The organism is Paraburkholderia fungorum (genome assembly GCF_046026025.1).
Taxonomy (GTDB): Bacteria; Pseudomonadota; Gammaproteobacteria; order Burkholderiales; family Burkholderiaceae; genus Paraburkholderia; species Paraburkholderia fungorum_E.
The window spans coordinates 1-12,621 of the sequence record NZ_JAQQFL010000019.1 but is presented as its reverse complement, the minus strand read 5'-3'; the positions used below and the strand labels follow the sequence as shown (position 1 = coordinate 12,621).

10 protein-coding genes are annotated in these 12,621 nt (G+C 60.7%); 3 read left to right on the top strand and 7 right to left on the bottom strand.

Going from position 1 to position 12,621, the window contains the following annotated elements; genetic code table 11:
* Positions 1-20: 20 nt before the first annotated feature.
* From PQR67_RS20915 to PQR67_RS20900, 4 genes are all read right to left on the bottom strand, one after another.
* Positions 21-1,442: a TnsD family Tn7-like transposition protein gene (locus PQR67_RS20915; protein ID WP_408463332.1), complete on the bottom strand. Its 1,422-nt coding sequence runs from the start codon at positions 1,440-1,442 to the stop codon at positions 21-23.
* A gap of 86 nt (positions 1,443-1,528) precedes the next feature.
* Positions 1,529-3,103, bottom strand: coding sequence for an AAA family ATPase (locus PQR67_RS20910; protein WP_408463329.1), 1,575 nt, complete (start codon positions 3,101-3,103; stop codon positions 1,529-1,531).
* Positions 3,100-5,541, bottom strand: coding sequence for an integrase catalytic domain-containing protein (locus PQR67_RS20905; RefSeq protein ID WP_408463328.1), 2,442 nt, complete (start codon positions 5,539-5,541; stop codon positions 3,100-3,102). Before PQR67_RS20905 ends, PQR67_RS20910 begins: the two co-directional genes overlap by 4 nt.
* Positions 5,542-5,560: 19 nt before the next feature.
* Positions 5,561-6,517: a TnsA endonuclease C-terminal domain-containing protein gene (locus PQR67_RS20900; protein WP_408463325.1), complete on the bottom strand. Its 957-nt coding sequence runs from the start codon at positions 6,515-6,517 to the stop codon at positions 5,561-5,563.
* 1,577 nt (positions 6,518-8,094) lie between these two features.
* Here PQR67_RS20900 and PQR67_RS20895 point away from each other — a divergent pair.
* Positions 8,095-8,904: a DNA-binding protein gene (locus tag PQR67_RS20895; protein WP_408463322.1), complete on the top strand. Its 810-nt coding sequence runs from the start codon at positions 8,095-8,097 to the stop codon at positions 8,902-8,904.
* 30 nt (positions 8,905-8,934) lie between these two features.
* Positions 8,935-10,446 (top strand): tyrosine-type recombinase/integrase, encoded by a 1,512-nt coding sequence (locus tag PQR67_RS20890; RefSeq protein WP_408463319.1) that lies wholly within the window; start codon positions 8,935-8,937, stop codon positions 10,444-10,446.
* An 82-nt stretch (positions 10,447-10,528) separates the two neighbouring features.
* Here PQR67_RS20890 and PQR67_RS20885 read toward each other — a convergent pair whose 3' ends face one another.
* A complete protein-coding gene (locus tag PQR67_RS20885) occupies positions 10,529-10,867 on the bottom strand; it encodes a helix-turn-helix domain-containing protein (protein WP_408463316.1) in 339 nt (112 codons plus the stop codon).
* Between PQR67_RS20885 and PQR67_RS20880 the strand changes: the two genes are divergently transcribed.
* The gene (locus PQR67_RS20880; RefSeq protein ID WP_408463313.1) at positions 10,853-11,299 is read left to right on the top strand and encodes a hypothetical protein; all 447 of its coding nucleotides are present in this window, start codon (positions 10,853-10,855) and stop codon (positions 11,297-11,299) included. The genes PQR67_RS20885 and PQR67_RS20880 overlap by 15 nt on opposite strands.
* Before the next feature lie 238 nt (positions 11,300-11,537).
* Here PQR67_RS20880 and PQR67_RS20875 read toward each other — a convergent pair whose 3' ends face one another.
* Positions 11,538-11,972 carry a hypothetical protein gene (locus tag PQR67_RS20875; protein ID WP_408463310.1) on the bottom strand — a complete coding sequence of 145 codons (435 nt, stop codon included), beginning with the start codon at positions 11,970-11,972 and terminating at the stop codon, positions 11,538-11,540.
* 488 nt (positions 11,973-12,460) lie between these two features.
* Positions 12,461-12,598: a type II toxin-antitoxin system ParD family antitoxin gene (locus PQR67_RS20870; protein WP_408463650.1), complete on the bottom strand. Its 138-nt coding sequence runs from the start codon at positions 12,596-12,598 to the stop codon at positions 12,461-12,463.
* Positions 12,599-12,621 lie beyond the last annotated feature (23 nt).

The following is a 12,621-nucleotide window of genomic DNA, read 5'->3' as shown; positions in this document are numbered from 1 at the left end:
TGCGACAGCAAATTAGCCCGTCATTGGCCCGTTCGGCTCGGTCTATTCCGTACGTATTCACGTTTCGCGCTCCCGCCTCGCGTCCGCCACCGATGCTCCTGCAGTACCTCAGGAGAATACCGCCGTACCGCTTTCCATAGTCCAGGCTCGGCGACTGCCGCCAGCCGGACAGTGCCATATTGCTTTACGACCCGGCGCCACCTCGCACGAAGCTGCGCGACCGAATCTGTCCGGTTCGGCAACGCATCGACTACCCGGCGCCTGACCATCCTTCGGGTTGTGGTTTCCGATATCTGAAGGTCGCGCGCAATCTGGGCAACGGATAGACCAGTGCGGAACAATAAGCTCGCGCGTTCAGCATAGGCTCGTCCGTATACCGTGACTTCCACACCAAGTGGCTCCCCTCCGGCGACCGAGCGATAGGCAAACGAGTGGCCGCATCGGCAATGCGCATAGTACCTGCCGTTGTGCACTTCCCGGCCCTCGACCTTGTGTCCCGGGCCATGAGCAGCGAGATGATTCGGACAGGACGGCCACCCGTCGACTGACAACTGGCTCGCGTGGCTACCGCAGAAAACTGCCAGTAGAAGATTCGGCAACGCACAGCACGCGCGCTGCCGCCCGGCGAGTCGCGCGACGACCCAGTTCTGGCGGGTGGCAGGGCATAGGTCGACCATTTCCAGATAGCGCTCGCCGTAAAACGTAACGAATGCCTGGAGTACCCGACTACTCGACAGCGCCTCCCGACCATGAGCAAAGCCGGCATTATGGAGTGCCTCCCAGCATGACTGGCGCAACTGCTCTCCGTCGACCGCGACCCTGGACTCCAGCAGATACTGCGCCGCCAGGGCAACCCGCCTGAGATTGCCTATTTGCTCTGGCGTCGCTGTGAGCGAAGCGATCTGACCATGCGCAAGTGCCTCCTGGACGGAAGGCCATGGCGTCCGAGCACTGGAGCCATAGTCAAGATTGCGCAACCACATCCCGTGTCGTGGGCACACAACGACACCTGGCAATTGATGAACGCGCCTGAAGTGCATTGCATCGCCTTTGCACCCGTCCTCAGCAACGCAGGCGTCACAAATCCGGACGACCCGCTGCTGGTGGATCAGCTTGGGCATGAACGTGGCCAATGCACGTGACCGCCGCACGACGACCAGGTCTAGCATGGTTTGCGATTGCGTTCGCGTCACAAACGCCGCGTAGAAGGGGAATAGCGTGCGCTGCTCCGCGATCTGTTCGGGCGACACGCCCCACGTCTGGGCCGTATTCTCGGCTACGCGCGAAAGATTGTACGCAAGAGCCGGAGAAAAGTGCGCACGAAAACCGAAGAGGTTCACAAGAAAACGCTTCCAGTCCCGTACGCCTACTTCGATTGCGTACCTCGAAATCATTCCGAACAGCGGTTCGTCGGACTCGGGCGGAAAGAGATCGGTCGCCATGATTCATTGCAGGAGGCTTTCCAGCGCAGTGCGATTCTTGCTCCGCCAGTTCAGGGGTTTAATCATGGCTTGTAGACCTCAATAGGTCACACGGCTTTCGGCGGCCGGGTGGGGGACTGAGACTTTTCCCTCCTCCGGAGTAATTCCAGTACCACGCCATACGACGTCAAGGCGGGCCTTTCGCGAAGCACCTGGTTGACCCACTGATCGGCATCACTCTGCGTGACGCCAAGCGCCAGAAGCGAAGAGACAGCCGACGCAAAGGTCTGGTCACGAACCTGATCATGGAAGTCCTTGGCGCCGGCGCCGGCCGCCCCACTCAACGCACGTTGATGCGCCAGGATCGCCTCTCCGCTTAGTACGTCAACGTAACGGGCCAGTTCAATGGAGTCCCGCGTGCGCAACGCCTTGACGATACCCGATAGCGGTCCGAGCAATTCGTGCTGTACCTGTCCCAGCAGCCTTGGTGTGATCTGTTCGCTCTCGGTCTCAATTGCCATAATCTGGGCGAGCTTGACCAGCAGCTTGATGAGAGCCGGCAATCCCGCGCTGAGGCCAAGAACGATGGATCTCACACGCCGAAGATCCTTGATCGGTTTCTCCAGGAAATTCAGCGCCAGGACTTTGCCGACGAACATTTCATATGCCCTTCCGTCGCTGAATGGTTCCAGTATCTCGTAGCCATCGTTCGACACTCGTCGGGCCAGACGCAACCGCGTTTTGATGATTAACTGGATTTCGGGGGTACCCATGACCATCATGGCGCAGCATCCGCTGTTCAGCAGATTAACCACGGTATCCAGCAGTTCGGTGTTTGCAGCCGCTCTCAGGAGATTCTGGAATTCATCAATGACGAGCACACCTGTGAAGTGCTTGCGCAGGACATCGACAACCTTTGCCCCGTAGTCGCCGCTGTTATCGCGTGTTCGCATCTCTTCCCGATAGTGAGTGTCCAGATGATGATCGACCCACCGCAGTATGCTTTTGAGAAAGGATAAAACACTGCCATTCGCCGGACATACCTGATAGATCCACACGAGCTGCCTGAACCGGCACCCGGGATTACGGAAGTCCGGATGACGGATTACAGGCGGGAAGAGGCTCAATACCAGCTTCATCGCGGTGGATTTGCCCGTGCCCGACATGCCGATCAGCGCACGACACGCCGCATGGCCCTCAACGAGATCGGCGATTACGCCCGGTGTACCACTCTGAACATGTTCATAGGATTCCTGCATAATTTTATGAAGATCAACACCAGGCCTGTATCGCTCAAGGTGATTACGCAGCGCTGTATGGAGCCACGTCAGCAGCGTAACGTGAACAGGCAGAATAACCAGCAGACGATCGATGCGACCGATCGCCATGAGGCGGCGCTCCCTTGACCAGGCGCCACATCCATTCGGGCAAGAAACTGCGAAGCGTAGCGCCAGTTCGGCGAGCGTCGGGTCGAGGTCCACGAAAGGCGGGAGCGCGAGAATCAGCGGATTATCGGCGTACTCGGGCAATTCGAGGGCCCTGTCGTGATAGACAGCGTCTACATATCGCTGAGTTAGCGCAAAAATTGGATCATTGAAAATGTCGCACGGCGCCTGAACCTCGGCAGGCGTGTCTGCAGTATTCCCTGATTCGGCCATGCGGTGGTCGTTGTGGCGTTTCATTGCGAGACTCCTTCGGTATCGATGTCCTGCCGGATTTCCGGCACCGCGCCCAAACGTTTGAGGCTGGCGGCGTCCCTCTCCTCGCGCAGTGAGCCGACTGATTCCTGCTGCGGCTGCGCGGAAGTGGAACCTTTAGTACGGGTGGAGCTATGAGCCATCGAAGGACTGGTTTGTGATGGCGAACGCGCTTCCACCATCCGGTTCAGCGCGTTTTCCTGCTGCCGTGCGTCGCTCATGCCCGTTGAGGTTGGATGCGACTTGCCCGCGTCCCTGAGCGCGGCGCGCGTCCGCCTTTTCGCGATTTCCGTGTCGACGCGGGCGTCATTCATCTGCCTGATCCGCTCTGCCTGCTGCACGAAGTCTTCCTCGCGGTTGTTCTCGTGAAGTTGATCCACGTACTGCTGATGCTCGGCCCATGAGATGCCCTGCATCGCGACGCCAGTATCCACAGCCGGGCAAAAAATGGGAAAGCCATTCAGTTCGATCCATATTCCGCCAAGCTCATCGGGATCGCTCTGGACACGCACATGCCGGTCCTTGCCGCCGAGACGGCCCAGATAGGCGTCTTCCGTTTCCTTCGACGCATAGCATCTGCCGTGGACCCTGACGCCGCGCTCGGTAAGGAGTCCCGTGTCGCCGTACCAGGTTGCCAGTTGAATGTTCCTGACGGAATGCTCATGGAGCGCGCCGGAAAGGTTCTCGATGCCCCACCGCCAGCGGTTCAGCGGCGTGTTCGCCTCCCGCGCGAACACCAGCTCGGGGTGTGCGAATTCTCCGGACAGGGGTGTCCTGTGATAAACATGAATGGCACGCAGGACGTGCGTCATGAAATCGCTCAATGTGTAGATGGCGTCCCACGGATAGCGCCGCGGCCGTCCATGCTCATGCCAATCGCACTCGACGACCCCGACGAGCTGACGTTGCCAGATCAGCGGCACACTTCCCCAGCGCCGCTCGGCAACCGCGCGCCACCACGGCGTATACGGCCGGCAGTTGCTGATCGAGATGCCCAGCGTCGCAAGGCGCTGCCAGGGCTCGGTGGCCGTGAACTCACTTCCGCGGTCGGCAACAATTGACCCGGACAGGAAATGGCACGGCCAGTCCTCTAACCGGATGAGAAAGCCGTAACGCGCACAGAATTCATCTTTTCGCGTAACCGCCGCCTCGATCACCGACGCCGCCGCCGCGTAGCTTGGGCGCTCGAAGCTCACACGCAGTGCGACGATCATCTGGCTGAACCAGTCAATGAGAAAATAAAGCGTGGGTCGCCCCACCACCACCGTCCGGTCCAGCCGCGAGAGCAGGTAAATATCAGATACCGTCGCATCGAGCAGGAATTTATCGCCCGGCCCCTTCGTCCGCCGGTCAGCGCACCCGTGCAGCAGCAACGGTCCGGGATGTAAATGCCGGCGCGCGATAATCACCGCACGAACATCCGGCTCTGACTGGCAGAAGTACGCGACCTGTCTGGGCGTAATGATGCCGACCTCCCCCAGTTCCAGTTCCTTCAGGTGGCCCTGCTCATCCCTCACTTCGCGCTGCGTGCGCGTCAGCCCGTTGAGTGTGTCGGCGACATTTTTATAGGTTGGCCGCGACCTCCCCTTGCGTCTTGATCGTCTTGTGTGCCCATGACGTTTCGCCTGTGCGAGCTCATGTCCCACCCGTCTTGCAATCGCGTCGGCCTTATCATCTTCACTGTTGCCGGTTCCTTTTTTGGCGCCGAGCGCCTCAAGCCACGGGGCTTCGCTTTCGGTCAGCAGCAGATCGACCGCCTGCCACAGCAGACAGGTCAGTTGCTTGCCGGGGAGCATGTATTGCCGCTCCGGATGCAGACGCTGCGATTTCGCGCGACGGCCTGGCCGGCACGTGTAGTTCCGCCTGATGCGCTTCCCACCTGGCTCGCTGCGATAGGCCCCACCGCCTCGTGGCCGTCCGCAGTTGGGCAGATCGCTGCGCACTGCCCGTTCCGTCATGCCTCGCTGGAAGTATCTGAGCAGGTCTCCATGAATGGTTTTTACCTGGACGCTCTCGCGTTCCGCCGCCTCGCGGATAAGCCGGCCGCGCGTCGCCCGGTCAAGCAGTGGCCGGATCGCCGATGGATCGAACGATTCTCCGGGCTGGACCAGAACACGGATTCGCTTCCAGACTTCGGACGATTTGCTGTCGTGCCCGCCGAGCGCTTTGCGCGTCCTCTTCTCGTCAGCGAACGGGTCCTCCAGAACCGGAAGCATCCGCTCTGCGCCGCGATAACAGTCTTCTGTAAAGACCCGCAGATCCGCTGTCCTGTATCGGGAAAATCGGAGGTGCCTTCCCGTGATGGGGCAAAGCTCGGTGCGCTCGGTGTCGGAATACACCACCCGGTAAATGAGTCCGGAGTCCGCGGCGCGCCAGAGACTGCGTACGGCAAATGGAATCCTGCATTGAATCCGCACCGGCATGTCGCGCTCCGCGAAAGAATCAGTCCTGCGTGCGCGCCGCGGTTACCGTGAAGGCAGCGGGTGGCAGACAAAAGAGGTCGGACGCGGACAGGTCCACCACCAGTGCCTGCACGGCGAGCAGTTGCCGGAACGCACAGACCGATGCGCCCACAGGCAGAGATCCCCGCCGGGTGGCCGCGCGACAGGCCTCGCGGACGGTCACGTGATCGTGGTGAGCCAGCTCGTCAAGCAGCACCGCATGAGCCAGATGCTGGGCATCCGTCACGCCTGTGCGGAGGATCTGCTCGGCAACCGGAAAGAGCCAGCAGAGATTGGCTGCGAGGGGGGCGTTGACGCCATCACGGCGACAAACGGAAAATTCGGTGCCGCACTCCCTCCAGTAAAGCCCAAGCAGCCTGCACTCGGTCTCGAGGGCTGGCGTCGATGCGCCATCTGAATGACGCGTCAGAATGGCTTCTTCCCATACTGCGCTCTCTTCCTGCAGGGTCACGACCAGGTCGGTCAGCAGCACTTCCGGGTTGCTCGTCCCACCTGGATGATGCAAACCATTACGGAGAGCAATCGCCCTCGTGTGCGACGTGACCGACGGGACGTGTTCACGAATATCGATGACATGAGGACGGAAATACTGCTCCATGAACACCGCGAGCTCGGTGTCGGACCGCAGCTCAACAGTCCTGTTGCCAAACTTTGCGCACGCGAAACGGTGGATCAGCCCGGAGCGGGGCAGCTCTAGTCCCCTGAGGGGGGACACGTAACGATCGCCATGCACCATCCCCTCGTGCTGCCGCGTCAGCAGACGACGGCGCGTGGAACGCGAAAGACCAATCACGATGTTCGTACTCCAAATCAATGACGATGCATCGGGCCTGTCGTTATGCCGTGCAATGGGGGCAAGCCGCGCCGAGGTTTCACAAAACACAAGGCATTGCCCGACCACACACCGCCGCCGGGAACGGCGGCATGCCAATGTCATGGAACGCGGCCTTTTCTCCGGCTAAGACAGCTGGACCCTGCCCTCACCCCATGGTCTGCGCCGCTGGCAAATGACGAGCATCACACCGTGGGCGAAGGCCCACTGCTCGACCACGGCAAGCATGTCCGGCTGATAGTCCATGACCAGTGCATGAGGCATTCCCTTCCGCCTTGAAAGGCGCTCAATGCATGCTACCGCACTATCCTGCCTGTACGGATCCAGATCTGCGGACGTTAGAAACCGCTGGGTGTGCCAGTCCCGTACGGTAACGCGACATGTGTTCAGAACGGCTGATAGTCCGGTTGTCCATCTGACATTGATCTGCCAGGTTTCATGGCCAGGACGTGTCCAGAGCCCCTGCTCCGCCGAGACCGAGCGGCGGCTCCCAAAGGGACGCGCGCTGTCGTCAGGATGTGGCCACCGAATGGGCTGCATGAGCTGGTTGTCGACCAGACCGGTTCGCGACGACGAGGGCGGAACGCGGGACACATCCCGGCCACCGTCCAGCAGTTTGGCTCGCCGCTTTCCGACACCCGACAGCGGTGCCCCCACAACGTGGAACCTCTGCTCAGGCCACCGCAGTGAGGGCAGCAAGGCGTCGTTAGTCTGCGAACTACCCAGACTGCGCCGGATCTGCTCGAACGCCAGCGAGGCGCCGTTCTCGCCCCGGTCTCGCGCGTCATGCTTATGGTGCTTCTCATACTTGTGGGGCTTTTCGGGTTTATGGCGCCTGGCATCCCTGTGCAATCTCTGATGCTTTCCCTTGGCAGCAATACCTGCGGTTGGCTTCATGAGCCCTCCTGACTGGTGAAAGTGCGACGCCTGATTGGTGGCGTGCTGCAGGCACCGGCGATGCGTCTCTGCCTGTTGAAATGGAACGGCCAGACACACGCCGGCTCTGGTCCCCATGGAGGCGGTGCAATCCTCATCCCGCACCGCCCCTGTCTGAATCCTCGTCAGCACTCCATATTGACAGCTATGGATACCTCGAGGCACGTTGTGCCTGAGGCGGAGTACTTGACCGCTTTTTGAGCTAACTTTAGTTCATGCCGCTTCCGGGTCCAAGCTGCCCGTCAGGGAATCGCCTTCCCTGTGCCGACCGCGATCGGACGGTAACTAACAGGGACTTATAATTTTTTGTGGCAATTCTCGGCACCAGGCAAAGAGAGCCGTTCACGGTCCAGCCAGGTCATCCCCTCACAGCACTTCGCGCCACACGACAATACTTTCTATTCCTAATCATCTCGATTCCGATACTGGCAGAATCGCGCGAGTCATCAGTCAACTACTCTAATGCTCAGACCATTCCGGCCGAGGCGGCCTAAATTTTTTTTATATGACTTCTTTGTCTATGTGGCCGCTTAGTGACCGGTGGCCGGCGGACTATTCCACCCCGAGGCAGATGCGACGGCAAGCCCCTTGCGCGGAGATGCACTGCGGGGCCCCGATTCGCACGATAACGAAACTTATCCTCCGTCGCGATGAGTTTCCCCGACGCTTTTCCCTGAAATTCAGTAAATTTAGTCATGAAATAAGGGAACCCTGCCAACCCGGTGATTTCTCGCCATAATGAAGGCATGGGCCGCACACCCCTCAACTCTCCGCAGTCCGTACGCGAAACCGTCCGGCGCATGCTGGACGCCGCAGGGGTGGGTACGCCCATCACGCCTGCGCTGTTCCGCCGTATCGTGACCACCCGTCGCGTTCGTGAGGAACTCGGAGGTGGCGATCCCTCCTGGGTTGGCCGGCAGGTTCGCATGATCGAGGCTGAGCTGATAAGCCAGTCGACAGCGCGCTACACCGCAAGCGGCCTCCCCGATCAGGTCGCCGATTCCATGCGCTCGCTCTGGTTGATGGCGCTGGAAGCCGCGCGCCGCGAATTTGCCGACGCACAGGCCAGCGCAGCTGAGGCGGTGGCCCGCGCAGCGGCCGAACGTGATAACGCCAACGCCCTAACCTCGATGCTCCGCACTGAGCTCGACGACTGGCAAAAACAGGCGCGCGAGCGGGACGTACAGATCGGGCAGCGGGAAGCAGAACTCGCCGAGGTGCGCAGGCGCCTCGCCGAACAAACAGACAGGGCGCGTCTCGCCGAGGCCAGACTTGCCGAATCGTCCCGGGCCAGCGAAGAAGCACGGCGCCAGCACGACGAGCAACTGGCGGCTGTCAGACGCGACTATGCCGGACTTTCCCGCCAGTTGCTAACCACGACCGACGAGTTTCGCCAGTCGCTGGCAGCCAGGCAGGCTGCCGTGCAGCCCGAAGTGCAATCGTTACGCCGACGCCTTGCGGAGGTCACCGAGAACTACGAGAAGCTGGTACGGACCGGCGCCGCTGCCGGCGGCGGCAGCCCGTCCGCAGGCACGCAGAATCCTCCCGCCGGCTAGCCCGTCAGGCAGCCAAATGGATGGCCCACCGTGATACGTCCTTCGGACTACCTCGACGTTTCGGTGAACCCGCCGCAACCGCTACCTGGCGACCTCGGCGGTGCCATCACGTACCTGTCCGCTGTATTGAACCTGCCAGTCTACGAGACATGGACACCCGCTGCGCTTCTGGAAAGGTACGGCTCCATGCCAGCAGCAAAAGCTGCCCAGCCGGAAGTCTTCGCGCTGCTGCTGGGCGGCGGCGCAGCGGTCCGGTTCTGGGACCTGGGTCAAATCCGTGCAGTGGGCGCGGCGCAGGCGCCCAGTGCCGAAGCCGTCGTCGGGCGGCTGCTGCGCACACTCAGGGTCCGCTTTCGTCCGGCGCGTCCCCCGGCGCCCACGGAGCGCGGTCCGAAGCCGGCTGGAGCGGCCACCATCCGCCCTGACCTGCATCCGCCGCGACGACCGGTTAGCGACGACCCCTGGCTGTCCGGTACCGGCCGGTTTTACAACCGCGATCTGTCGAGCAATACCCTGGACGTCTCCAATGACGGGGCCGCGGTCCACCGATTCCTCCAGGAGCGGGCCGGGGGGTCGCCCCATACCCTTCGCGCCTATACGTCTGAAATACGTGGGCTGATCCGGTGGTGCAAAGCGAACGGCGTGGTTGGTCCGCTGTCGGCGCTGACACGGCGTACTTTGCTGGATTACCGGGACGCGCTCCGGAGGCCAAGCGAACCGCAAGCAGAACACGAGGGAGGCAAACGCAGTGAAGCGGGCCAGCAGCGCGCAATGGCGGTCCTGCGAAGTCTGTTTGGTTTTCTGGCACTCACGGGCTATCTGACGTCGAACCCGTGCACCAGGCTGGGCAGCACCGCCGCCGCCCGGGCAGGATTCCGTCCCGAACGCATCCTGCCGGCTGTCGCGGTAGACGCCATCGACCGCTGGCTATGCGACCGGGCCGGCGGCAGCGGCCGCCAGCCGGACCTCGCGCGTCGCGTCGCAATCCTGGCGACCTACCGCTTTACCGGCGTCCGGCTGGATGAACTGGCGACGAGGGATGGCTATCCGCGCCTGAGCGTAGAACTTGGTGGCTGGACGCTCACGGTCATGGGCAAGGGACGGAAGAAACGATCCATTCCGCTCCCGGACAGCTGCACGCTTTTCCTGAAGCAGTATCGCGTCGCATGCGGACTGCCGCCCACACCATCGCCGGGCGAGGTCGCGCCTCTGTTCCGCGCAAAGCGTGGCGCCGGTCTCGGTATATCCGGGCTCTACCGGCAGGTCAAGGGCGCATTCCGGGAAATGGCTTCTACGATGCCTGCGAGCGACACGGCGGCCCGGCTCATTCTCGAAAGCGCGTCGCCCCACTGGCTCAGACATCTCGTGGGCAAAACACTGGTGATCGATAAAAAGGTTCCGCTGCCGATGGCGGCGACCCTGCTCGGCCACGAGTCCGTGGTGACGACCGCTGGCTATTCCCAGGCCGACCTCACCGAGTTGCGTGCAGTCATGCAGGTCAGCTTTCCATTGCGATTCCCAGACGATGCGCCGCAGCCATAGCAGCCACTCACATGTTTGCGGAGGCAAGTTCCGGCCGGGCGTATTTCACGGTGAAAAGCGGGCATGGACACGGGCATGCCGCTCACTTTCCGCGTGGTCGTGGTGACGGTGGAGACAGCAGCTCGCCGACGTCTCTCCCGAGAGCACTGGCAAGTGCGGCAAGAATCAGCAGCGAGGGATTGCCAAGCGACCGCTCGATCTGACTCACGTAGGTGCGATCCACGTCAGCCTCAAGGCTCAGACCTTCCTGGGAGAGCTCATGCTCTCGCCGGAACGCTTTAATGTTGATCGCGAGATGCCGTCGTAGCGTCTCATAGTCGCGTTGCTTCATATGGCGAAGCGTGACTATGCCGAGACTCTTGGTCCACGGGATATAATCTACAAATTGAAATTTCGTGAGCTTAAGATGTTGTTGACCCATGCCCAATGGGCGGAATCCAACCCGGCGCGACAGAAACTTTCCGCACCTCACCGCGCGTGGCGGTGCGTTGGCCTTTCCGCCGAATCACCGATCTTTTTCGTTGACCTGTTCTGGGGACCCGACAATCTGGATCAGGCCATTCGAAGTGTGCTGGTATCGTCGCCCGAAGAACTAATTGAAATTGTGACGGGAATCGGTCTGGATCGCTGCCGCGTGTTTCATCTCGGCCTTGCCAATGGCTGTCGTGACGGGCAGCCTGCGCTGACTGAAGTCATGGCATTGAGGAGCCACCGGAAGCCTGGCAGCCCGATGAAATCGTACGTCTATGCAGATGCACAAGGCGGCCAGCACGCGTGTTTTCCGTGGTCGCCTCGCGCGGATGAGACCTCGGTGTGGGAGGATGAACTGATGCTTGACGCCCGTACGTCGTGATGCCTAACCAGCCTGTTATCGCGGAAGCAGGCCTGGCATGAGACATTAAATACATGGAAAGCCCCTAGATCTCAACAGCCGGCGGCCCGTATAGGCGCAACACATGTCACATAGTCGTGCGCAAACCAGGCGCGAATGATCATGGGCCAGATATGTGCCCTCCGCTGCCCGTTCGACGGGCTGCCGCCATCGCCTGGCACCCGCAGTTTTTGCGTTAGCCTGACACAAGGTCCGTCCTTTACCAGCACTCGTTGGACTCGCTGAACTCACGCCTTGCGGCGTCCAGGACTCGCTGCGGATCACTCATAAAAATGTGGGCGGGGGTTTCGCCGTCGAGCAGTGCATGTGGCGAGTAGAGCCAGAATACACGTCGCCATCCGCCACGATCCTCCTCGTCACCGGGCAGCAGCTTCAACAGGTCCAAGACTTCGGGGCGTAAAGCGCCATCGGAATCGAACTGAAAGTCTGGATAGCGGTGAGTGCGCTGCGGCGCTGACCACACACCCAACATTGCTCCGGATGAGCGTAGCTGCGCGGCGTACCGATCCGGGTTACTGCTGGGCTGGATACCCGCGATTTCAGCAACGCGCTTGCCATCCGGCCAGTCCCTCGCGAGAAGTTCGTCACGGAAGTCTATTGATACCCGGCGGCTTTCATCTCTGTTTGATTCCATCTCTTCGTCAGTCCTAGGCTAAGGGCGCGTCCTGAGTATTGATTTCATGGGGCGAGGCCTAACAAAAGACCCTAATTATTCTGAACTGCATAAACGGTTTTGAGCCTCATCCATCTACTCGCAAACAACGCCATGTCGACCATCACAGAAGAACCTCATATCCTTGACGGTGCACCATGCTTTACCGGTACCCACGTATCGATCGGGGCGTAACCGCTTCAAGATGAGCCGACATGCCGTTTGGCGAGTTGAAGAGAGATTACGCTTTTCTGACTGGACAGCTACTCGATGGAGTGGAAGCCTACGTTCTGGTCAGGGACAGTTCCGTCCGCGTGAGAAGCTAACGGGACCGTCCATGCTTTGCCTCGAAACTCAACGTTCGCTGTCCTAGTCATCAGCGGATGCCATCGCACTCGCCGCGATGGCGTCAAAGTGCTGGCCCAGTTCCTCTGCAAAGCCAAAAACTCTGGATTCTTCCTGCCATTCCATCAGCGATGCCCACTTGTGCGGCATCGTGCTTCGATCTTTGCGCGACTCTCAGTATCCGCAAGCTCCATCAACCGCAAATCTTCACGCAACACTTCCCTTGCATTCTGGTAGCGGCCTGATTTGACGAGCGGGTCCACCTGGGCGGCGACAATTATGTTGG

Coding starts and splice junctions, on each gene's coding strand:
- PQR67_RS20915 (WP_408463332.1), bottom strand. CDS start 1,442: ATGGCGACCGATCTCTTTCCGCCCGAGTCCGACGAACCGCTGTTCGGA.
- PQR67_RS20910 (WP_408463329.1), bottom strand. CDS start 3,103: ATGAAACGCCACAACGACCACCGCATGGCCGAATCAGGGAATACTGCA.
- PQR67_RS20905 (WP_408463328.1), bottom strand. CDS start 5,541: ATGCCGGTGCGGATTCAATGCAGGATTCCATTTGCCGTACGCAGTCTC.
- PQR67_RS20900 (WP_408463325.1), bottom strand. CDS start 6,517: ATGACATTGGCATGCCGCCGTTCCCGGCGGCGGTGTGTGGTCGGGCAA.
- PQR67_RS20895 (WP_408463322.1), top strand. CDS start 8,095: ATGGGCCGCACACCCCTCAACTCTCCGCAGTCCGTACGCGAAACCGTC.
- PQR67_RS20880 (WP_408463313.1), top strand. CDS start 10,853: ATGTTGTTGACCCATGCCCAATGGGCGGAATCCAACCCGGCGCGACAG.
- PQR67_RS20885 (WP_408463316.1), bottom strand. CDS start 10,867: ATGGGTCAACAACATCTTAAGCTCACGAAATTTCAATTTGTAGATTAT.
- PQR67_RS20875 (WP_408463310.1), bottom strand. CDS start 11,972: ATGGAATCAAACAGAGATGAAAGCCGCCGGGTATCAATAGACTTCCGT.